Genomic DNA, 19,684 nt, shown 5'->3' with positions numbered 1-19,684 from the left:
CGCGGGCACAGCTCGTGACTACGGGCACGGAGCGCGGACCCGGACCTGGTTGAGGCCCGCCCAGGGGGAAGGGCCTCAACCGGACTGCCCTCCTAGTCGGCAAGCGGCAGGTACACCCGGTTCCCGCTCGCCGCGAACTCCCTCGACTTCTGGAGCATCCCCTCGGCGACCTCCTCCGCCGTCGCCCCGGCCGCGTCTCCGCCGAACTGCTCGGTGATGCTTCTACTGATCTTCATCGAGCAGAATTTCGGGCCGCACATCGAGCAGAAATGCGCGGTCTTCGCCGGCTCCGCCGGGAGCGTCTCGTCGTGGAAGGCGCGGGCCGTGTCCGGGTCGAGGGCCAGGTTGAACTGATCCTCCCAGCGGAACTCGAAACGCGCGTCCGACAGCGCGTCGTCCCACTCCTGCGCCCCCGGGTGCCCCTTCGCCAGGTCCGCCGCGTGGGCGGCGATCTTGTACGTGATGACGCCGGTCTTCACATCGTCCCGGTCCGGAAGTCCAAGGTGCTCCTTGGGCGTGACGTAGCAGAGCATCGCCGTGCCCCACCAGGCGATCATCGCCGCGCCGATGCCCGAGGTGATGTGGTCGTAAGCGGGCGCGACGTCGGTGGTCAGCGGGCCCAGCGTGTAGAACGGGGCCTCCTCGCAGATCTCCTGCTGGAGGTCGACGTTCTCCTTGATCTTGTGCATCGGGACGTGGCCCGGGCCCTCGATCATCGTCTGCACGCCGCGGGCCTTGGCGATCCGGTTCAGTTCGCCGAGCGTCTTCAGCTCGGCGAACTGCGCCTCGTCGTTGGCGTCGGCGATCGAGCCGGGCCGCAGGCCGTCGCCGAGCGAGTACGTGACGTCGTAGGAGGCAAGGATGTCGCAGAGATCCTCGAAGTGCTCGTAGAGGAACGACTCCTTGTGGTGGGCCAGGCACCAGGCCGCCATGATCGAGCCGCCGCGCGAGACGATGCCGGTCTTGCGGCGCGCCGTCAGCGGGACGTACGGCAGACGGACGCCGGCGTGGACCGTCATGTAGTCGACGCCCTGCTCGGCCTGCTCGATGACGGTGTCCTTGTAGATCTCCCAGGTCAGTTCCTCAGCCTTGCCGTCGACCTTCTCCAGCGCCTGGTAGAGGGGCACGGTGCCGATGGGGACGGGGGAATTGCGCAGCACCCACTCGCGGGTGGTGTGGATGTTGCGGCCGGTGGAGAGGTCCATGACCGTGTCGGCACCCCAGCGGGTCGCCCAGGTCATCTTCTCCACCTCCTCCTCGATGGACGAAGTGACCGCGGAATTACCGATGTTGGCGTTGACCTTCACCAGAAACCGCTTGCCGATGATCATCGGCTCGATCTCCGGGTGGTTCACGTTCGCCGGGAGGACGGCGCGGCCGGCGGCGATCTCCTCACGGACGACCTCGGGCGAGACCTTCTCGCGGAGCGCCACGTACTCCATCTCCGCCGTGATCTCGCCACGGCGCGCGTACGCGAGCTGGGTCACGGCCCTGCCGTCGCGCCCGCGCCGGGGAAGGCGCGGGCGGCCGGGGAAGACCGCGTCCAGATTGCGCAGTCCGCCGCGCGGCGAGGTGTGCTTGATGCCGTCGTCCTCGGGACGCACCGGCCGGCCGGCGTACTCCTCCGTGTCGCCCCGGGCGATGATCCAGTTCTCCCGCACCGGCGCGAGGCCGCGCCGGACATCGGTTTCCAGGGTGGGGTCGGTGTACGGGCCCGAGGTGTCGTAGAGCGTGACGTCCTGCCCGTTGGTGAGGTGCACTCGCCGCACGGGGACCCTCAAGTCCGGGCGCGAGCCGGTCACGTAGTCCTTGTGCCAGCCGATCTCGGACGAGTCGCTGCTGGCAGACGTGCGTGCATCGTGAATGGTCATGAGACCTACTCCCTACGCCGGCATTACCCGGTAACAGGTTCGGCGGTCGACGCAGCGGCTTCCGCGGACGGTCCCCGGCATCGGCCGGACACCCCGTACGGAGGTCAGCGCCCTCTCAGCCCGGTGCTCCGAGCTCCCGCGTGTGCAAAGGCGCCACCACCGTAACGGGTGGTTCCGGGACGGGAAAAGGGGGACTCCCACGGCGGAGCCGAGGGCCGGTCGGAGAGGCTGCGGATGCGAAGCGGACGGCGGGGCATCGCGCGGTCAGCCGTCTTTGCGATGATGCGGGCTGTGACACCCGAGCCCGAGCCCCACCATCACAGCCACAGCCACAGCCACAGCCACGGGCCCGCCGCGCCCGTCTCCCAGCACCTCCGCAAGGTCATCGCCGCGGTGTTGATCCCGTTCGCCGCGGCTGTCCTGGCCGGTTTGATCGTGCTGTGGCCGGGCGGTGTCCCCGAGCACGAGCGGTCCGGACTCGGCTTCGACCGGCAGACCGAGTCCGGTCGGGTCGTAAAGGTCGAGGAGGTCGACTGCAGGGAGGTCAACGCCCGGCCGCAGCAGCCCCCGCCGGCCGATGGTTCGCAGCGGCAGCCCGGCGGCGGGCAGACGGCGCGCGGCACCTGCAAGCGCGCGACGGTCGAGGTGACTTCGGGCAGGGACGCGGGCCGGAGGTTCCAGGAGATCGTGGAGCCCGGCGCACCGCGCCAACTCACCACCGGCCAAGGGGTCGTCGTCGCGTACGCGCCTGACGCCCCGCCAGAGCTGCAGTACTCGGTCACCGATGTGGACCGCGGGTTCCCCATGGCACTGCTCGCGGGGATCTTCGCACTCGCCGTCGTGGTGGTGGGCCGGATGCGGGGACTCATGGCGCTGATCGCCCTCGCCGTCAGCTTCGCCGTGCTGTCGTTCTTCATCCTCCCGGCGATCCTGCACGGTTCGAACCCCCTGATCGTGGCGATCGTCGGGAGCAGCACGATCATGCTGATCGCCCTCTACTCCTGCCACGGCCTCAGCGCGCGGACGTCGGTGGCCGCCCTCGGCACACTGGTCTCCCTGTTGCTGATCGGGCTGCTGGGGTCGCTCTTCATCGGCTGGGCACAGCTCACCGGCAACACCTCGGACGAGACCGGGCTGATCCACGGCCTCTATCCGGAGATCGACCTGAGCGGCCTGCTGCTGGCCGGTGTCGTCATCGGCTCGCTGGGAGTCCTGGACGACGTGACGGTCACGCAGACGTCGGTGGTGTGGGAACTCAAGCAGGCCGACGAGACGATGACCGTGCGTCAGCTCTACCGCGCGGGCCTGCGCATCGGCCGGGACCACATCGCGTCGGTGGTCAACACCCTCGTCCTGGCCTACGCGGGCGCGGCGCTGCCGCTGCTGCTCCTGTTCTCGGTCGCCCGGAGCGATGTGTCGACCGTGGCCAACAGCGAGATCGTCGCGGAGGAGATCGTACGGACCCTGGTCGGCAGCATCGGGCTGGTCGCGTCGGTGCCGGTGACCACTGTCCTCGCCGCACTGGTCGTCTCCGCCGACCGGCCGGCACCGGGTGCGAAGGTCCGCCCCCGGGCCGCTAGCGGCCGCCGGAGGAGGACGAGGTGAACCTCCGCACCACGTAGATGAGTCCGGCGACGAGGGCGACGAACACCAGCAGCTTGAAGAGCAGCGCGATGACGACACCGAGCACCTTGAGTATCAGGCCGCCGAAGACGAGGAGCGCGAGCAAGGGCACCGCCACCCACTTCACCCACCACGGCAGACCCGCGTAGATCTCCTTGACCGCCACGTCCGTCCCTGCTTCCGCTTCTTCGCTCCCGGTCCGTCCGGGAACTGGTTGCTGTCTTCGATGCTAGGTGGGCCGGGTCGCGTACGGGCGGCCGCGGGCCCCCGGTCCTTCCCTGACCGGCCCCCTAGGGAACCGGGCCCGTGACTCAGCTCTCAGGAGGAGAGAAGACGACCAGGACGCGCAGGTCCTCGCTGATGTGGTGGAACTTGTGGGCGACACCGGCCGGCACATAGACGACGCTGCCTCGCGCTACCTGCGTGGTCTCCATTCCTACCGTGATCGAGGCACGGCCGCTGACCACGAAGTAGACCTCGTCCTGGCGGTGCGGCTGCTGGCTGTCGGCGGTCCCGGCGTCCAGTGCGTACAGGCCGACCGACATGTTGCTTTCGCGCAGAAACTGAAGGTATGCACCGTCATTGGCGGCGCGTTCCGCCTCGAGTTCATCCAGCCGGAACGCCTTCATCCCTGTCCCACCCCTAAGCATTGCCGTTCGGGTCTGTCACGATCTCACCATGAAGCAATTCCTCGTCAAGACGATCGCGAACGCGGCGGCCCTGGCCGTGGCCATCTGGCTGCTCAAGGACATCACGCTGACGGGCGACAACACCGGCCGCCAGATCCTCACCCTGATACTCGTGGCCCTGCTCTTCGGGCTCGTGAACTTCTTCGTCAAGCCGGTCGTCAAGCTCCTGGCGCTCCCGCTCTACATCTTCACCCTCGGCCTGATCGCGCTGGTGATCAACGCCCTGATGCTGCTGCTCACCTCCTGGCTTGCGGGTGAGTTCGATCTCTCCTTCCATGTCGACGGCTTCTGGACCGCGGTACTCGGCGGTCTGATCGTCGCGATCGTCTCCTGGGCGATGCACGTCGTCCTCCCGGACGACGACTGAACCCGGTGACGGATGATGGGCGCATGAGCCCGTCCTCCCGCCACCCGTACCGGGTGTGCTTCGTGTGCACCGGCAACATCTGCCGCTCGCCCATGGCCGCGGCCGTCTTCCGCGCCCGCGTCGAGGAGGCCGGTCTCGGCGCGCTCATCGAGGTGGACAGCGCCGGGACCGGTGGCTGGTTCGAGGGCGAGGAGGCGGACGGCAGGGCCGTCGAGACCCTGCTGACCTCCGGCTACACCTCCGGGCACACGGCCCGCCGGTTCCGCCAGGAGTGGTTCGCCGAGCGCGATCTGGTCATCGCGCTCGACCGCGGGCACCTGCGGGAGCTGCGTGCCCTGGCCCCCACCCCCGAGGACCGGGCCAAGGTGCGCCTGCTGCTGTCCCATGCCGACGACACCGGCGACGGCCTCGACGTCCCGGACCCCTACTACGGCGACCGCGAGGGCTTCGAGCACGCTCTCGCCCTCATCGAGCCGGCCGCGGCGGCGCTGCTCGAGGCGGTGCGCCCCGCACTCGACAACCGCCAGGAGGCTGCACATGACCGGTGACGGAACCCGGGTCGTACGGGCCGGGCTGCCCGAGCCCGCGGCGTACGAACCGGCGCTGCCCGGTCCGGTCTTCGCCGCCCACTACCACTTGCCCGGCGACGCCGTCGGCCCCTACACCTACGGCCGCGACGACAACCCGACCTGGACCGGCCTGGAGCGGGCCATCGGCGAACTGGAGGCTCCGGGCGCCGACGACGTGCAGACCATGACGTTCTCCTCCGGAATGGGTGCGATCTCCGCCGTACTGCTCTCCCAGGTGCGGTCGGGCGACGCGGTCGTGCTCCCGGCCGACGGCTACCAAGCCCTGCCGCTCGTGCGCGAACGCCTGGAGGCGTACGGGGTCGAGGTGCGGACCGCGCCCACCGCGGGCGACGCCCAGATCGAGCAGGTGCAGGGCGCCAGGCTGCTGTGGATCGAGACGCCGTCCAATCCCGGCCTGGACGTGTGCGACATCCGGCGGCTGGCGGACGCCGCGCACGCGGCGGGTGCGCTCGTCGCCGTCGACAACACGCTCGCCACTCCGCTCGGCCAGCGGCCCCTCGACCTGGGCGCCGACTTCTCGGTGGCCAGCGGCACCAAGGCGCTGACCGGCCACGGCGACCTGCTCCTCGGCCACGTCTCCTGCCGCGACCCCGAACTCGCCGCCGCCGTCCGCCTCTGGCGCAAGACCGCCGGCGCCATCCCCGGCCCGATGGAGGCCTGGCTCGCCCACCGCTCGCTGGCCACCCTCCACCTGCGGGTCGACCGGCAGGCGGCGAACGCCCTGGCCCTCGCCGGGGCGCTGCGCGACCGCCCGGAGATCACGGGTCTGCGCCACCCCGGCCTGCCCTCCGATCCCGCGCACTCCCTGGCGGCGCGCCAGATGCGCAGCGGCCGTTTCGGCTGCGTGGTCTCCTTCACCCTGCCCGACCGGGCGCACGCGGAGCGGTTTCTGGCCGGGCTGCGCCTGACCGACGACGCGACGAGCTTCGGCGGCGTGCGGTCCACGGCCGAGCGGCGCGGACGGTGGGGCGGGGACGCGGTGCCCGAGGGCTTCATCCGCTTCTCGGTGGGCGTCGAGGACGTGGAGGACCTGGTCGCGGATGTGCTGGGCGCGCTGGAGGAGGCGGCGGGCGCGTAGCGAAGGACCGTACGGAATACGGACGGTGGTCCCGTTGCGGGCGGCTCGAGCCTCCCCCCTCGTGGCTCGAACCGCCCCGGTTCAACGCACAACGAACCGTTGATTCAAGGCTAATTGACTCTGCGTCAGTGTCCAATCACAGTAGCGACACAAGCCTATCGACAAATTTATAGTTGGCAGCGGTTCGAGCGCCGTCGATCATGAGGGGTGGGCATGGATCTGGCCCTGCTCCGTACCTTCGTCGCCGTGCACCGGGCCGGGTCCTTCACCCGTGCCGCCGCCCTCCTCGGCCTCTCCCAGCCCGCCGTCACCAGCCAGATCCGGTCGCTGGAGCGGCAGTTGGGCCGCCCGCTCTTCCTCCGGCAGGCGCGCGGCGTCACCCCCACCACCACCGGTGACGAACTGGCGCACAAGGTCGCCCCGCACCTCGACGCACTGCTGGAGATCACCGAGGCCGGCCTCGACGAGGGCTCCGCCGAGCGCACGCTCCATCTGGCGGGCCCACCGGAGTTCACCGCTCTGCGCGCGCTCCCCGCGCTCACCCCGCTCATCGGCCAGGGTCTGGCCCTGCGCACCGCGTTCGGCAGCGCCGAGGACACACTCGACGGACTGGCCGCGGGTCACCACGACCTCGTGATCACCACGGCCCGTCCGCGGGGAGGGCTGCTCACGGCCACACCGCTGTGCGACGAGGAACACGTCCTGGTGGCCTCGCCCCGGTGGGCGGCGCGTATCGGCGCTACGGGCGGAGTCCAGGTGCACGGAGCGCACGCGCTGGATCAGCTCCCCGTGGTGGAGGTCCACGAGAGCATGCCGCTGGTCTCCCGCTACTGGGCCGCGGTCTTCGACGCCAAACCGGCAGCCACGGCCACGGTCGTCGCACCCGATCTGCGGGCCGTCCTCGGCTGCGCCGTCTCCGGTGCGGGACTCGCCGTACTGCCCCGCTATCTGTGCGAGGACGCGCTGGACACCGGGGAGATCGTCGCGCTCCTCGATCCGGCGGTTCCGCCGCTGCGCACCTACTTCCTGGCCGTACGGGCCGGGACGCTCGCGCTGCCGCATCTGGCACGCGCGCACGAGTGGCTGCTGCGGGCGGCCGCGGACTGGTGACGCCGTAGGCGGTGGGCGGGCGGCCGCGGACTGGTGACGCCGTGGGCGGTGGGCCGTGGGCCGTGGGCGGTAGGCGGTAGGCGGTGGGCCGTGGGCGGTAGGCGGTGGGCCGTGGGCCGTGTGCCGTGGGCGGTGGGCGGTGGGCGGCAGGGGACACGACTTTGCTCCGCGGCGGTTTCGGCGGGCCGGACCTGGGCCACACCTTCTCCATGACCGTTCGCCCCGTGGTCAAGCGCACCGCTCGCGCCATCCTGCTCGACAGCGACCAGATGATCCTGATCAAGCGGACCAAGCCGGGCCACGCGCCGTACTGGATCACACCGGGCGGCGGCGTCGAGCCGGGCGACGCGACCGTCGTGGACGCCCTGCACCGCGAGGTCGACGAGGAGCTGGGCGCGAAAGTCACCGATGTCGTACCGGTCTTCGTCGACACCGTCGAGCACATCAGCGACGGCGGCGTGACGGGCGTGAAGGTGCAGCACTTCTTCGTCTGCCGGCTTGAGTCGATGGACCCCTCGCGACGCCACGGGCCGGAAGTGGACGAACCGTGTGGGCAGTACGAGATCGTGCGCATCCCGTTCACCCGCGTGGGGATCGCTTCGGTTGAGGTGGTCCCGCTGTCGCTGCGCCACTACCTGGACGGCAACATCGAGGGCGTGCGCGCAATGCACGCGCCGGACCTGGGCTGAGACCGACTCGGGGCCGATGCCGGACCTGTGCCGATATCGAACCTGGGCGATACCCGGGACGGCAGCCGGCCCGTCGTCCGCGGCGCCGTTGTCAGCGCCAGTGAGCGGGGCGGTCGAGTCCCGCGGGCAGGCGCGTGGCCGCGTCCCCGCGTGCCGCAGTGACCTGGGGCTGAGTGAGGAAGAGGCTCCCGGTCAGGTCGGCACCGCGCAGATCGGTGTCCCGGAGGTCCGCCCCGAGGAGGTCGGCACCCCGCAGATCGGCCCTTCGGAGACGGGCGGCGATCAGGAGCGTGCCGCGGAGGTCTGCGCCCCGCAGGTCCGCCCCGTCGAGGCGGGCACCGATGAGGTCGGCTCCCCTGCGGTCTCCGCGGTTCCCACGGTTTCCACGCTTCCCGCGAGGACCGGGGACGGTGGCCCGCACCAGTTCGCTGGCCCGCTGCAGCAGAGCGCCCACATCGTGCCGGACGGCGGCGACATCGAGGTCCGCCAGGGCCTCGGGGCTTTGGTGGGTGAGGCGTTCGGTCGCGTCGAGCGCGCGGCGGAGATCGCCGTGGAGAGGGCGGGCCTGTGGCATGGACAGTGCTTCGGTGAGGTACCGGAGCAGTTCGTGGAGCTGCCGCATCACCGGGAACACGGCGAACATCCGCCCCGTCGTGCCTGGCGCCTTCCGCCAGTCCTTCCCGCCGAAGGTGATCTGCGAGACCTTCTGCCCCGCGCCGAAGCAGTCGAAGACCGTGCAGCCGGGGAAACCCTGCTCCCGCAGGTCGCCGTGGATGCCGCAGCGGAAGTCCGTGCCAAGGTTCGTACAGGGCTCGCCCGCGGCCTTGTCGGCGGCGAAATCCGGGGAACGGGCGAAGGGAAGGGCCACGCAGCACAGTCCGAAGCAGCTGGCGCAGTCCGCCCGCAGTGCAGCGGAGGCTGCGGCGTCCTGGCCGTCTCCCGGGGTGGGAGCGACCTGGTGCTTCGAGGCCAACGGACGTGTCCTCCTGCCGCGTGGGGTGCCCGTGCGAAAGCGCGGGACGTCACCCCATTGTCCCCGACCGCGACGTGTTCCCGGTCCCCGAGGGAGACGGACGGATCACCGGCCGCCACGCGTGCCCTGTCCTCTACGGCGACCGGTGACGGGCGTCTAGACGAACCAGCCCGTGAAGGGCTGGTGCTCGGGCTCGGGGGTCCGTCGCTTCCGCGCATCGGCGAGTACCTGCTCGGCCGCCGCGCGGAAGGCACGGGCCGGCGGTGCCTGACGACGGTGGGGTTCCCGTTCCTTCGCTTCGGCCGCGGCGCCGAAGAAGTCGCCGCCCTTGCGCTTGACGTCGTCCGCACCCCAGGCCCGGCGACCGTGCTCCTGCGGCGGGACCTCCTGCAGGTGCGGGATGTGCTTGGCGCAGTGGATGTACGCCTCCTCGACCGAGACCTCGACCCAGAGCTGGGCGCGGCGGCCCGGCGCCGGGTCCGTCGGCAGGTCCGGATACGCCGCCCGCATGTCGGCGTCGGGCACGATGCGGGCGCGACCGTTGACGTGCAGACCGATCCGGTCGCGGAGGAAGTCGACCATGAGAATGCCCAGGTGCGGGTTCTCCTCGATGTTGCCGAGGCTGGCGAGCACGCCGTTGCCCCGGTACTCGGGGTAGACGAGCGTCTTGTCGTCGACAACCTGGAGGAACCCGGGAGGACCGGCCCGGAACGTGGAGTCGCACTCGCCGTGCCGGTCGGCCGTGGCGAGGAAGAACATCTCCTGACGCCCGACGAACTCCTGCATCCGGTCGTTGAGCCGGTCGAGCACCTGATCCGCGTAGAAGCGGTCCGCCCTCTCCGTGGTGCCCATGCGCTCCTGAAGCGCGTGTTCTCCGTCGCTGCCCGGTCGTACGGCGGAACGCACCGTGACCGGAGTAGAACCGTCGCTGACTGGTTCCGCCCCCACGTGAATCCTCCTCAAGCACCCTCACGGGGTGCGGATGCGAGCAGTTCTTCGATGGAGTCGTGACGGATCCGGTGGGGCGGAATACCGATCCCGACCAAGGTGTCGACGCCGTTGCTGACCAGTCCGGGTGGTCCGGAGAGATAGGCGTCGTAGGTGTCCCAGGGGCCGAACTGGCTCACTGCTTCAGGCAGTAGGCCGGTCATGGCTCCCGCCGGGGCGTGACCGTCGGCGACGACGGTCCGGACACGGAGCCACGGGTGAGTCTGCTCGAGCCGCAGCATCGTGTCGATGTCGTAGAGGTCGTAATCCCTGCGGGCGCCGTAGAAGACGTCCACCGCGCGCTTGCGTCCGTGCTCCGCGACGTCCTCGACGATCGCCTTGATGGGCGCGATTCCGGTGCCGCCGCCCAGGCAGAGCAGGCCGTTGTCGGTCGTGTGGTCGACGGTCATCGATCCCGCCGGAGGCCCGAGGCGGATGACGTCGCCCGGACGGGCGCGGTGGACAAGGGCGTTGGAGACCCAGCCGGCCGGGAGCGCCTTGATGTGGAAGGTGAGCAGACCGTCCGATCGTGGCGCGGAGGAGAAGGAGTAGTGGCGCCAGACGCGCGGCCACCACGGGGTCTCGAGCGTCGCGTACTGGCCGGCGCGGAAGGGGTAGGGCTGGCTCGGGCGCAGCGTGACGACCGCGATGTCGGAGGTGCGCAGGTCGTGGGAGACGACCTCGGCCTCCCACCAGGCGGGAGCGGTGCGCTCGTCCGCCGCCGCGGAGTCGATCATGATCTGGGAGATCGCGGTGTAGGCGCGCACCCAGGCGGCCTCGGTCTCCGTGTCCCAGCTCGATGTGGCGTAGCGCCCGAGCGCGAGGAGCAGGCACTCGCCGACGGCCGGGTAGTGCTCGGGCTTGGTGCCGTACTTGCGGTGGCCGCGGCCGAGGCCCACGAGGTATTCGGTGAGCGTTCCCGCGTCGTCGACGTGCTCGGCGGCGGTGAGCAGCGCGCGGAAGAGACGGTCGCGCTGCGTGTCCATGGCGGCGGGGAAGAGCCCGCGCAGATCCGGGTGGCGGACGAAGAGCATCGCGTAGAAGTACGAGGTGACCTTGTCCGCGATGGGCCGGATCTCGGCCATGGTGCGGCGGATGAGAATCGCGTCGGGCGAGGGGTTCTCAGCGCCCGGGCCTGCGGTCTTTCCCGCGGTGGCATCGTCGTCGGCGGCGGCGCTCGGGCCGGGCCCGGGATTCGCGGCGGGCCCGGGGTTCTCGGGGCCGGGGCTCGCGGCGGGCCCGGGGTTCTCGGCGGGGCCAGTAGCCGGGCTCGGGTTTGCACCAGGCGGTGCCGGCCGCTGATCGCCGCTCGGCGCCTGGACGGGTGCTGACTGCTCGGCGGGGGCCTGCGGCGGCACTGTCGCTCGCGGGGGTGCCTGGTGCGCGGGCGCGTCACCGAAGAAGGAGAAGCCGCCGGAACCGCTGTCCGTATGCGCGGAATCGTTCCGCCTGGACTCGCCCGCACCGCCGCCCGCGGACGCGGCGCCCGGTCCGTACCAGGTTCCGGGTCTCGGCCCGTCGAACGAGGAGCCGGGAGGGGCACCCTCCGGGGGCGGCCCGTCATGGGCAGGGCGCTGGGGCACGGGATACGGCGGAGGGGTGGCGAAGTACGCACTCTGCGGCGGCTCCCCGGGAGCCTGACCACCGTTCCGATCCGGAGCGGCACCGTTCCGGACGGGAGCGCCGCGGCTCTGTCCGAGTCCATCGTTGCTCTGCCCGGGGGCTCCGTCGGACACCCGTTGATGCTCGTCCGTCCGCTGCCGGCCGGGGTACGACTGCTGCCCGGGGTGAGCCGCCTGCGCGGAAGCGGAGTCGGGGTCGGGCTCCGGGCGCCGGTCCGTGCCGGGCGTGCCCACCGGCCGTATCGTGCTCACCGCGCGGCTGGGTATCCGGTCCTCGCCCTGCTCCCGGTCCCCGCCATCGGGAGCGCTCCGCTTCCGGCCCGGAGTCGGGGTGAACCAGCCCCATCCCCCGCTGTCGCCGCCGGAGCCATTGTTGTCGGCCGGCGTCGTGGTCGGAGCATCCATGGTCTGCCTCGCCTCGAACGTTTTTCGGTCGTCATTCGGTCGGTCTTGGCCGGTCATCGCACTGCCGAACACGGAATGTGCCCGTAATCACTGCTCCTTCGGGATCGCTGGGATCAAGGTGCTTAACGACATACGCCAGACTCAGCAAGACCGCATGAAACAGACATATGCCTCGTTCGGTGACATCGGCCGCGACGTCCCTCCCGTGCAGCGTTCCACGTACGCCCCCTCCGCTGGACAAATAGCCGGAAGTCCGGGCAACACCGGTCCTGCTCCCGTAGGCTGTCACGTCCCCACGACTTGTTGTTGTGCGGCCGTAACGGCCGAACCGGACTTGACCATACCGGGCCAGGTTGAATCCACAAGCCCCGAACTTGTTCACCGCGAAGCGGTTCGTACCGCGTGCGTCGCCCGCATTGCACGGAATTCTGTTGTCCTCTGACGACTAGTAAATTACCCGTGGTTACGCAACAGATCGTACGCCGCGAACAGATCCCGCCCCGTGTACGCGCAAGAGGCAAGCCCGCTGACGTGGTGGTCCGCATTCACAGCGACGGACACCGGCACGGCCGCGAACAGCTCGGCGTCCGACATCGAGTCGCCGTAGGCCGCACAGTCCGCCCGCTTCACACCGAACCGCTCGCAGAGCGCATCCGCGATGGTCACTTTTGCGGTCGCGGACAGAATCCCCGCTGGATCGACCGACTCGCGGAACGGCACCGCCGGAAAGCGCGACCCGTGCGTCGCGTGCGCGCCCCAGTCCCTCAGCCGGTCCACGAAGAACCCGGGCGACAGCGAGATCACGGCGCAGTAGTCCCCGCCCGCGCGGATGTCCGCCCACACCTCACGTATGCCGGACAGCCACGGCGCACCCTCGAAGGCCGCCTCCACATGCGCCTCGGTGAGGTCGGCCCACAGCTCACGGACGCGCACGGCGAACTCCGGCGGGTCGATCCGCCGGGTCGCGAAGTCGCGCTCCAGCACCGTGATCTCCTCGGCCAGCCCGAGCTGCCGGGAGATCTCGACAGGCGCGGCGGATCCGTACAGCAAGGTGCCGTCGAGGTCGAAGAGGTGGAGTCGGGGCATGGGGTGAGCCTAGGGGAGCGACCGGGCCCAGATGACGGCGGCCATCGCCTCCACGGGCGGGGCGGCGGAGCCCTCGCGGCTCCGCCCCGAAGCAGCGGTGTCCTACGGTCGGAGGCCCCGCGGATACTCCCGCCGTGCGACGACCACGGGCGCCCCGGCCGGGACCGTGGGAGCCATGAAGCAGCTCTCCCGCCCCGCCCGCCGGGCCCTTCTCGTCGTCCACGTCAGCGTGTCCGTCGGCTGGCTCGGCCTGACCGTGGGCCTGCTCGCCCTGGGTATCGCCGCCGCCGTCACGGGATCGGCCGCGACCGCCGAGGCCGCGTACCGCTCGATGCAGATCTTCGGTGACTTGCTGATCCTGCCGATTGCCCTGCTGTCGCTGGTCAGCGGGCTCGTACTGTCGCTGGGCACACGATGGGGCCTGGCCAGGCACCGCTGGGTGCTCACCAAGTTCTGGCTCACGCTCGCAGCGACCGCCGCGACGGCCTTCGCCCTCCGCCCGGCGATCGACGACGCGGCCCGAGCCGTGGCGTCCGCGGAACCCGTCGGTGCCGCTGCGACCGATCTGGTGGTCGCGCCCTCCGTCGCCACGGCGCTGTACGTCTTCGTCACCGCGATCTCGGTGCTCAAGCCCTGGGGGCTCACCCGGCGAGGGCGTCGTGCACGCGGCACCGGCCGTTCCTCCGGCGCCGGCACAGCCGGTCGACGGACGAAGGCCGCGTCGGACGGCCTGGTGTCATGACGCTGCGGATGACCGCACCGATCCGGCGTCTGTTCCCGCGCCGATCTCCCCCGCTGCCTCGCCCTCTCCACCGACTGCGGTCGGGCGGGCGAGAAAGCGCAGCCCGAGCCGACTCCGCTCGTCGCAGCGCTGGAAGTGACCGTCCGGGCCGGTCCCGGGCAGGCAACCCGCTCCAGGCCGGTCCCGGGCGGGCAGCACGCGCCGGGCCGGGAGAAGGAGCCGGATCCGAACCGGAGACGCAGCCATCGGCGGATGAGCCGTCCGTCCGGGTCGAGCCCGCCCCCGTGCAGGACCGCTGGGAGCCGGCCGGGCGCCGCCGCGTAGCCTGCCCTGCATGAGCGACCTCATCATCCGCCCGGCGGTCACGGCCGACGTGCCCGCGATCGTCGCGATGCTTGCCGACGACCCGCTCGGCGCACAGCGGGAGTCCCCGGACGAACTGGCCCCGTACCAGCGGGCTTTCGAGCGGCTTGCGGACGACCCGAACCAGCGGCTGGTGGTCGCGACCCGCGAGGGCCGTACAGTCGGCACCCTCCAGCTCACCCTGATCCACGGCCTGTCCCGGCGAGGCGCCACCCGATGCGTCATCGAAGCCGTACGCATCCACGCCGACGAGCGCGGGAGCGGTCTCGGAACGCGGCTCATCGAGTGGGCCCTCGCCGAATCACGGCGCGAGGACTGCCAGTTGGTGCAACTCACGTCCGACGCGAGCCGGATCGACGCGCACCGTTTCTACGAGCGCCTCGGCTTCACGGCCTCGCACGTCGGCTTCAAGCTCGTGCTCTGACGGCACTCCCGGCTCTCCCGGCTCCGAGGTTCCGGTCCGCCTTGCCGGCTCCGACGGGCCCGGCCACCCGGTGCGCTGGCGCTCCGGCGTACCGTGAGCAGCAGGTGCGGCCCGGGGTGACCACACGGAGGTACGTGATGAGCGGTGGGCGGTGGATCGGTGCCGAGGAGCGCCGCGCCGGACTCGGCGCCCGGCACCGCCTCGCCCGGTCCCACCGTGCCGCCACCGCCGAGGAGACCGCGGACGCGGTGGTCGGTCTGCACGCCACCGATGCAGCGACGGTCTTCCTCTCCGCCGGTGCCCGGCTGTCCTCGCCCTCCGTGGCGGAGGTGGAGCGCGCCCTCTACGACGACGTGACCCTGGTGCGGCTGCTGTGCATGCGCCGCACCATGTTCGTCGTCAGCACCGGCCTGGCCCCCGTGGTCGAAGCAACCCATGGACGCGTCATCGCCGCGAAGGAACGGGCCACTCTCGTACGGCACTTGATGGAGGAGAGCCCCTCCCTGGACGAGGCGTGGCTCGATGGCGCGGAGCGGGCCACCCTCAACGTCCTCTCCGTACTCGGTGAGGCGACCGGCAGTGAACTGTCCTCGGCCCTGCCCGACCTTCGCCGGCGGATCACCGTCTTTCCCGGCACGTCCTCCGAGACGGTGCAGGGAGTCGCCACGCGCATTCTGCGCTGCCTCGCCGCCGACGGCCGGATCCGCCGCTCGCGCCCGCGTGGGGCGTGGACGTCGAGCCAGTTCCGCTGGGTCGTCGCCGAGCCCCTGCCCGCGCTGCCCGCGGACGCGGCCAGGGCCGAACTGGCCCGCCGGTGGCTCGCCTCGTACGGTCCGGCGACCGAGGGCGACCTCATGTGGTGGACCGGCTGGACGCTCGGCGAGACGCGCACCGCGCTCGCCGCGGTGGACACCGAGGAGGTCCGTATCGACGAGGGGACCGGTCTGGTCCTGACAGGTGATTCCGCGCCCGCACCGGACGTCGAGCCGTGGGCCGCACTGCTCCCGGGACTGGACCCGACGGCAATGGGCCGGCGCCACCGCGACTGGTTCCTCGCCGAAGAGCACCGGGCTCTCCTCTTCGACCGCAGCGGCAACATCGGGCCAACGGTGTGGTGGAACGGCGAGATCGTCGGCGGCTGGGCACAGCGCTGGGACGGCGAGATCGTTTGGCGGCTGTTCGACGACCGGGGGCGAGAACCGGCCGAGGCGGTGGAGCGGGAGGCCGCGCGCCTGACCGACTGGACCGGCACCGCCCGGATCACCCCGCGATTCCGCACTCCGCTGGAGCGGGAGCTCTCGTCGTGACGCTCCGCAAGACGCGCTGTTTCACGTGAAACATGGTGCGACGATCACGGGCCGATCCGCTCGGCGGCCGCATCATCTGCCGGACCGCACGATCTGCGGGACCGCACTCGCCCTACGACGCCGGCGGGACAGGCCGCCACCCCTGCGGGTCGACACCCCCCGGCACCGCGTCCCCCGGATCGTACGGCCGACGTGTGAACACGAAGGATCCCAGGTCGAGATGGGTCACAGAGTCTGTCTCCCGGCCGTCCGGGCCGTGCACCGTGCGCAGGGTCTCTCCCGCGTAGTAGCCGTCCAGCCCTGTCCAGGTCCCGTCCTCCTCGGCCCGGAAGCGGGACCCGCGGCCCGCGCCCGACAGCGGCACCAACTCCAGCCCGCGCCCTGCTGTCAGCCGCACCAGAAAGGGAGCCGGTCCCCAGTACCAGGGTCCGGTGAGTTCCAGCAGCGCGGGATCGGCGTCGGGCAGCGCCGTCCACGGCGCGGGAATCCGGGGCTCGCGCTCGGCGGTGATCCGTACGAGATCGGAGGCCAGCCCCCCGATGAGCGGGCCGGAGGTGGCGTTGGCCATCGCGATTCCGGCCAGTCCGTCCTCGACGCTCACCCACAGGGTGGCGAGGAAGCCGGGAAGCGAACCGGTGTGCCCGACGAGCGTCCGGCCGTCCCGCCGTAGGAGCTGAAGCCCCAGTCCGTACCCTGCGTCCGGGCTGGCCGCGTCCGGTACCGCCGCGGGCCTCCGCATCTCGGCCACGGATTCCGGGCTCAGCACCCGCGTGTCGCCCTCGGTGAGGAAGCGAGCCCAGCGAGCGAGATCCGCGGCGGTGGACCACAACTGCCCGGCAGGGGCCATCAGTCCGAGGTCTTCGGCCGGTTCGGGCATCAGGACATCGGCCCATGGATGCACGGCCCAGCCCTTGGCGTACGGGGACAGGGGCTGCGCGGACGTACGGGTCATGCCGAGCGGTTCGAGCACCTCGTTCCGGAGCACCGTCTCCCATCCCTCGCCGCGCAGCTTCTCGACGATCGAACCGAGCATCGTGTAGCCGGGGTTGGAGTAGTGGTGGACCCGGCCGGAGGGGTGCCGGAGCGGTGCCTCGCCGAGGACCTCGGCGAGGGTGGGGCGCAGCGAGCCAGGAGTCCGTTCCCACCAGGGAGCAGGTGTCTCGGCGGCCAGACCGGAGGTGTGCGCAAGGAGCTGAGCGATCGTCACCTCGCCCACTCCGGTTGTGATGGCGGCATCGGGGAGGTGTTTCTCCAGCGGATCGGCGAGTTCGAGCAGCCCCTCGTCGCGGAGCCGCAGAACGAGGGCTGCCGTGAACGTCTTGGTGATCGAGCCGATGCGGTATTGGGTATCGGCGTGCGGCTCGCGGGCCACCTCGCTGCCGTCAGTCGAACCGCGGGGCGCCGCGCTGCCATCGGTCGAACCGCGGGCTCCCGTCCAGACCGTCCGCCCGTCCCGGACGACGGCGCCGACCACGGACGGGGCGCGCCCCTCGGTCTGGGCGGTGGCGATCCGATGCTCCAGGGCCCGGCGGGTGGACGGCAGCAGCTCTTCGAAGGTCTCGCTCATGGAGCCCACTTCTACCGTCACGCCGTGGCCGGCGCACCTCAGTTCCCGGTGCCCGGTGATGCCGTGGTCGGCGTCGTACGCACTCGAATACGCTGCCGGACAAGGGCTGAGCGCGATCGAGGCGGAGGTGCCATGAACGGAACGGACGCCGGACGCGACCCGGAGGAGGACGCGAGGCGGCTGTCGGCTCAATCGCTCGCCGAGGACGATCCCACCGGCTGGTTCGAACACCTGTATGCCGCGGCCGAAGGGGGCGAGGCGATCGTGCCGTGGGACCGTGGCGGACCTCATCCGATGCTCGTGGAGTGGCTGAACCTCCGGCCGCGCGCCGCCGCCGGGGAGCGCGCGCTCGTCGTAGGTTGCGGGCCGGGCTTCGATGCCGAACTGGTGGCGGGGCACGGGTTCGGCACGGTGGCGTTCGACATCTCGGAGTCCGCGATCGCCGCTGCCCACCGCCGGTTCCCCGGCTCGTCCGTCGACTACCGGACCGCCGATCTGCTGGATCCGCCCGCCGAGTGGCGGGGCGCCTTCGACCTCGTCGTCGAGAGCCTCACGGTGCAGGCCCTTCCGGACCCGGTCAGGCGCGTGGCCATCGCACGGGTCGCGGAGATGCCCTGTCCCGGCGGGACCCTTCTCGTCGTCGCTGCCGCACGCGGCGAGGACGACGCCCCGCACGGCGATCCTCCGTGGCCGCTCACGCGCCGTGAGATCGACGCCTTCGCCGCCGGGGATCTGGAAGCGGTACGGATCGAGGACGTCCGCCGGTCCGGCGAGCCCGGGGAGCGCCGCTGGCGGGCCGAATTCCACCGTCCGCGCCCCGCTGCGTAGTTCGGGCCACCAGGTCGTCGGCCGCGACGGACCCGCGAACCGCCCCGCACACGCCGACGGGCGGCCCCCTCCCCAAAGGGGGTCGCCCGTACGGTCAGTGCTGTGCGCGGTCCTCCGCCGGAAGGAACCTCTGAGGCGTCAGCCGCTCTCAGGCGGTGAAGCCGCCGAGCGAGGGCGCGGCCGGAACGGCGGCGAAGGAGGGCAGGTTCGCCGGAACACCGGGGGCGGCGGGAACGGCCGGGGCCGCCGGGACCGCCGGGACCGCCGGGACCGCACCGAACGCAGGCAGGGCCGGGATGTTGGCGGCGTCGGTCAGGTCGGCCGGAACGGCGGTCGGGGCCAGGCTCTGAACACCGGAGACGGTGTTGCCCGCCACACCCTGCGCGTCGGTGGCGATGGTGATGACAAGGCCCTGCGCGTACGGGGTCGCGTCGGCCACGACACCCTGCGCGAACGGCGTCACGTCGGCCGCGACGCCCTGGGCGAAGGGGGTCGCGTCGCCCGCGATGCCCTGCGCCAGCGGAGTCACGTCACCGGCGACACCCTGCGCGAACGGCACCGTGCGGCCGGTGGCGTTGCCAGCCAGCTCGCCCACTCCGCCGACGGCCTGCTGGGCGATCGGAACGACCTTGAGGACGATCTTGTGGGCGACGGGGGGCAGTACGTCTGTGGCGACCTGGTCAACAGCCGGGCGGGCAGTGGCCAGGGCACCCTGCGCGGTGGCGGTGAGCTGCTCGGGGCGCACGCCCGCGGCGGCGAGACCGCTCAGCAGGTCATCGGTGTTGGGGGCGGAGGGCAGGGCCGGGGTGGTGGGCAGACCCTCGGGCACCTCCGGGGTCGCCGGAACGCCCGGGACAGCCGGAACCCTGGGAGCCGCGGGGACGGCCGGGGCGGCGGGCAGCTTGCCGGTCACGTCACCGGCGGAGGGCACCTTGCCCTTGGTCGCCTTGCGCGCCTCCTTGGTGACCTTGTTCGTGACCTTGTGGTGGTCCGCCACGTCGCTGAGGCCACCACCGGTGACGTTGCCGAGCCTGTCCTTGACGGTGCCGGTCACGCCGCCGGCGGAGGGCAGGCCGCCACGCAGCGTGCCGGTGACCTTGTCGGCGGTGCCCTTCACGGTCTCCTGAGCGGTTCCGGCCGCGTCACCCGTGGGCAGCTTCTTCGTCACGCTGCCGGTGGCGTCGCCGGTCACGCCCGACGCGGTGCTCTTCACGGTGTCGGTGACGGAGCCGGCGTCGGGCACCTCGGGCAGCTCGGCCGCGGAGGCAGCGGCGGTACCGAGGGCCCACAGACCGGAGGCGGCAGCGGCGACGAGGATGGAACGGCGGATGTTCTTACGCATGAGGGGGGAATCCTTCGAACT

General features: G+C 71.4%; 19 protein-coding genes and 1 riboswitch. Of the genes, 10 read left to right on the top strand and 9 right to left on the bottom strand.

Annotation, left to right across the window (positions count from 1 at the left end; genetic code table 11):
• Positions 1–92: 92 nt before the first annotated feature.
• Positions 93–1,871, bottom strand: a complete 1,779-nt coding sequence (gene thiC / locus AB0M26_RS03140; RefSeq protein WP_365253575.1) for a phosphomethylpyrimidine synthase ThiC — start codon at positions 1,869–1,871, stop codon at positions 93–95.
• Positions 1,864–2,021, bottom strand: a riboswitch (TPP riboswitch). Its footprint overlaps the gene before it by 8 nt.
• Before the next feature lie 141 nt (positions 2,022–2,162).
• Between thiC and AB0M26_RS03135 the strand changes: the two genes are divergently transcribed.
• On the top strand, positions 2,163–3,476 hold the full coding sequence (locus AB0M26_RS03135; RefSeq protein WP_365253572.1) for a YibE/F family protein: 1,314 nt from the start codon (positions 2,163–2,165) through the stop codon (positions 3,474–3,476).
• Here the strand turns inward: AB0M26_RS03135 and AB0M26_RS03130 are convergent.
• Both AB0M26_RS03130 and AB0M26_RS03125 read right to left on the bottom strand, forming a co-directional pair.
• The gene (locus AB0M26_RS03130; RefSeq protein ID WP_365253569.1) at positions 3,448–3,660 is read right to left on the bottom strand and encodes a DUF5326 family protein; all 213 of its coding nucleotides are present in this window, start codon (positions 3,658–3,660) and stop codon (positions 3,448–3,450) included. The genes AB0M26_RS03135 and AB0M26_RS03130 overlap by 29 nt on opposite strands.
• Before the next feature lie 145 nt (positions 3,661–3,805).
• On the bottom strand, positions 3,806–4,123 hold the full coding sequence (locus AB0M26_RS03125) for a cupin domain-containing protein (RefSeq protein ID WP_365253567.1): 318 nt from the start codon (positions 4,121–4,123) through the stop codon (positions 3,806–3,808).
• A gap of 49 nt (positions 4,124–4,172) precedes the next feature.
• On the opposite strand from AB0M26_RS03125, the gene AB0M26_RS03120 reads away from it, so the two are divergent.
• The 5 genes from AB0M26_RS03120 (at position 4,173) to AB0M26_RS03100 (ending at position 8,017) form a co-directional block, all read left to right on the top strand.
• Complete coding sequence (locus tag AB0M26_RS03120) at positions 4,173–4,550, top strand: phage holin family protein (protein WP_365253564.1); 378 nt, start codon at positions 4,173–4,175, stop codon at positions 4,548–4,550.
• Between the two features lie 23 nt (positions 4,551–4,573).
• Complete coding sequence (locus AB0M26_RS03115; protein WP_365253562.1) at positions 4,574–5,098, top strand: low molecular weight protein-tyrosine-phosphatase; 525 nt, start codon at positions 4,574–4,576, stop codon at positions 5,096–5,098.
• Positions 5,088–6,218 (top strand): cystathionine gamma-lyase, encoded by a 1,131-nt coding sequence (locus AB0M26_RS03110; protein ID WP_365253559.1) that lies wholly within the window; start codon positions 5,088–5,090, stop codon positions 6,216–6,218. The genes AB0M26_RS03115 and AB0M26_RS03110 overlap by 11 nt, the downstream gene beginning before the upstream one ends.
• A 213-nt stretch (positions 6,219–6,431) precedes the next feature.
• A complete protein-coding gene (locus AB0M26_RS03105) occupies positions 6,432–7,328 on the top strand; it encodes a LysR family transcriptional regulator (RefSeq protein WP_365253556.1) in 897 nt (298 codons plus the stop codon).
• 209 nt (positions 7,329–7,537) lie between these two features.
• Entirely contained in the window at positions 7,538–8,017 is a 480-nt protein-coding gene (locus AB0M26_RS03100) for an NUDIX hydrolase (RefSeq protein WP_365253553.1), read from the top strand.
• A 91-nt stretch (positions 8,018–8,108) separates the two neighbouring features.
• Here the strand turns inward: AB0M26_RS03100 and AB0M26_RS03095 are convergent, their stop codons facing one another.
• The 4 genes from AB0M26_RS03095 to AB0M26_RS03080 all read right to left on the bottom strand — a co-directional run bounded on the left by AB0M26_RS03095 (position 8,109) and on the right by AB0M26_RS03080 (position 13,090).
• Positions 8,109–8,924 (bottom strand): pentapeptide repeat-containing protein, encoded by an 816-nt coding sequence (locus AB0M26_RS03095; protein ID WP_365253810.1) that lies wholly within the window; start codon positions 8,922–8,924, stop codon positions 8,109–8,111.
• A 222-nt stretch (positions 8,925–9,146) separates the two neighbouring features.
• A complete protein-coding gene (locus tag AB0M26_RS03090; protein ID WP_365253551.1) occupies positions 9,147–9,938 on the bottom strand; it encodes a pyridoxamine 5'-phosphate oxidase family protein in 792 nt (263 codons plus the stop codon).
• Positions 9,939–9,949: 11 nt separating this feature from the next.
• Positions 9,950–11,560 carry a globin domain-containing protein gene (locus AB0M26_RS03085; protein WP_365253807.1) on the bottom strand — a complete coding sequence of 537 codons (1,611 nt, stop codon included), beginning with the start codon at positions 11,558–11,560 and terminating at the stop codon, positions 9,950–9,952.
• Between the two features lie 897 nt (positions 11,561–12,457).
• Positions 12,458–13,090 (bottom strand): haloacid dehalogenase-like hydrolase, encoded by a 633-nt coding sequence (locus AB0M26_RS03080; protein ID WP_365253548.1) that lies wholly within the window; start codon positions 13,088–13,090, stop codon positions 12,458–12,460.
• Positions 13,091–13,265: 175 nt separating this feature from the next.
• On the opposite strand from AB0M26_RS03080, the gene AB0M26_RS03075 reads away from it, so the two are divergent.
• From AB0M26_RS03075 to AB0M26_RS03065, 3 genes are all read left to right on the top strand, one after another.
• Positions 13,266–13,832, top strand: a complete 567-nt coding sequence (locus tag AB0M26_RS03075) for a DUF2269 domain-containing protein (RefSeq protein WP_365253546.1) — start codon at positions 13,266–13,268, stop codon at positions 13,830–13,832.
• 334 nt (positions 13,833–14,166) lie between these two features.
• Positions 14,167–14,619 (top strand): GNAT family N-acetyltransferase, encoded by a 453-nt coding sequence (locus tag AB0M26_RS03070; RefSeq protein WP_365253543.1) that lies wholly within the window; start codon positions 14,167–14,169, stop codon positions 14,617–14,619.
• 137 nt (positions 14,620–14,756) lie between these two features.
• Positions 14,757–15,926, top strand: a complete 1,170-nt coding sequence (locus AB0M26_RS03065) for a winged helix DNA-binding domain-containing protein (protein WP_365253541.1) — start codon at positions 14,757–14,759, stop codon at positions 15,924–15,926.
• A 112-nt stretch (positions 15,927–16,038) separates the two neighbouring features.
• On the opposite strand, the gene AB0M26_RS03060 is transcribed toward AB0M26_RS03065, so the two are convergent.
• Positions 16,039–17,493 carry a serine hydrolase domain-containing protein gene (locus AB0M26_RS03060; protein WP_365253538.1) on the bottom strand — a complete coding sequence of 485 codons (1,455 nt, stop codon included), beginning with the start codon at positions 17,491–17,493 and terminating at the stop codon, positions 16,039–16,041.
• Positions 17,494–17,625: 132 nt separating this feature from the next.
• Between AB0M26_RS03060 and AB0M26_RS03055 the strand changes: the two genes are divergently transcribed.
• Positions 17,626–18,321 carry a class I SAM-dependent methyltransferase gene (locus AB0M26_RS03055; RefSeq protein WP_365253536.1) on the top strand — a complete coding sequence of 232 codons (696 nt, stop codon included), beginning with the start codon at positions 17,626–17,628 and terminating at the stop codon, positions 18,319–18,321.
• 148 nt (positions 18,322–18,469) lie between these two features.
• Here AB0M26_RS03055 and AB0M26_RS03050 read toward each other — a convergent pair whose 3' ends face one another.
• Positions 18,470–19,663 carry a hypothetical protein gene (locus AB0M26_RS03050; RefSeq protein ID WP_365253533.1) on the bottom strand — a complete coding sequence of 398 codons (1,194 nt, stop codon included), beginning with the start codon at positions 19,661–19,663 and terminating at the stop codon, positions 18,470–18,472.
• Between the last annotated feature and the right edge of the window lie 21 nt (positions 19,664–19,684).

The organism is Streptomyces sp. NPDC051776, from assembly GCF_040681345.1.
Classification (GTDB): domain Bacteria; phylum Actinomycetota; class Actinomycetes; order Streptomycetales; family Streptomycetaceae; genus Streptomyces.
The sequence above is the reverse complement of the archived record's forward strand: the minus strand, read 5'-3'. Positions and strand labels throughout refer to the sequence as shown.

Coding starts and splice junctions, on each gene's coding strand:
- thiC (WP_365253575.1), bottom strand. CDS start 1,871: ATGACCATTCACGATGCACGCACGTCTGCCAGCAGCGACTCGTCCGAG.
- AB0M26_RS03125 (WP_365253567.1), bottom strand. CDS start 4,123: ATGAAGGCGTTCCGGCTGGATGAACTCGAGGCGGAACGCGCCGCCAAT.
- AB0M26_RS03120 (WP_365253564.1), top strand. CDS start 4,173: ATGAAGCAATTCCTCGTCAAGACGATCGCGAACGCGGCGGCCCTGGCC.
- AB0M26_RS03115 (WP_365253562.1), top strand. CDS start 4,574: ATGAGCCCGTCCTCCCGCCACCCGTACCGGGTGTGCTTCGTGTGCACC.
- AB0M26_RS03110 (WP_365253559.1), top strand. CDS start 5,088: ATGACCGGTGACGGAACCCGGGTCGTACGGGCCGGGCTGCCCGAGCCC.
- AB0M26_RS03105 (WP_365253556.1), top strand. CDS start 6,432: ATGGATCTGGCCCTGCTCCGTACCTTCGTCGCCGTGCACCGGGCCGGG.
- AB0M26_RS03100 (WP_365253553.1), top strand. CDS start 7,538: ATGACCGTTCGCCCCGTGGTCAAGCGCACCGCTCGCGCCATCCTGCTC.
- AB0M26_RS03080 (WP_365253548.1), bottom strand. CDS start 13,090: ATGCCCCGACTCCACCTCTTCGACCTCGACGGCACCTTGCTGTACGGA.
- AB0M26_RS03075 (WP_365253546.1), top strand. CDS start 13,266: ATGAAGCAGCTCTCCCGCCCCGCCCGCCGGGCCCTTCTCGTCGTCCAC.
- AB0M26_RS03070 (WP_365253543.1), top strand. CDS start 14,167: ATGAGCGACCTCATCATCCGCCCGGCGGTCACGGCCGACGTGCCCGCG.
- AB0M26_RS03065 (WP_365253541.1), top strand. CDS start 14,757: ATGAGCGGTGGGCGGTGGATCGGTGCCGAGGAGCGCCGCGCCGGACTC.
- AB0M26_RS03060 (WP_365253538.1), bottom strand. CDS start 17,493: ATGAGCGAGACCTTCGAAGAGCTGCTGCCGTCCACCCGCCGGGCCCTG.
- AB0M26_RS03055 (WP_365253536.1), top strand. CDS start 17,626: ATGAACGGAACGGACGCCGGACGCGACCCGGAGGAGGACGCGAGGCGG.
- AB0M26_RS03050 (WP_365253533.1), bottom strand. CDS start 19,663: ATGCGTAAGAACATCCGCCGTTCCATCCTCGTCGCCGCTGCCGCCTCC.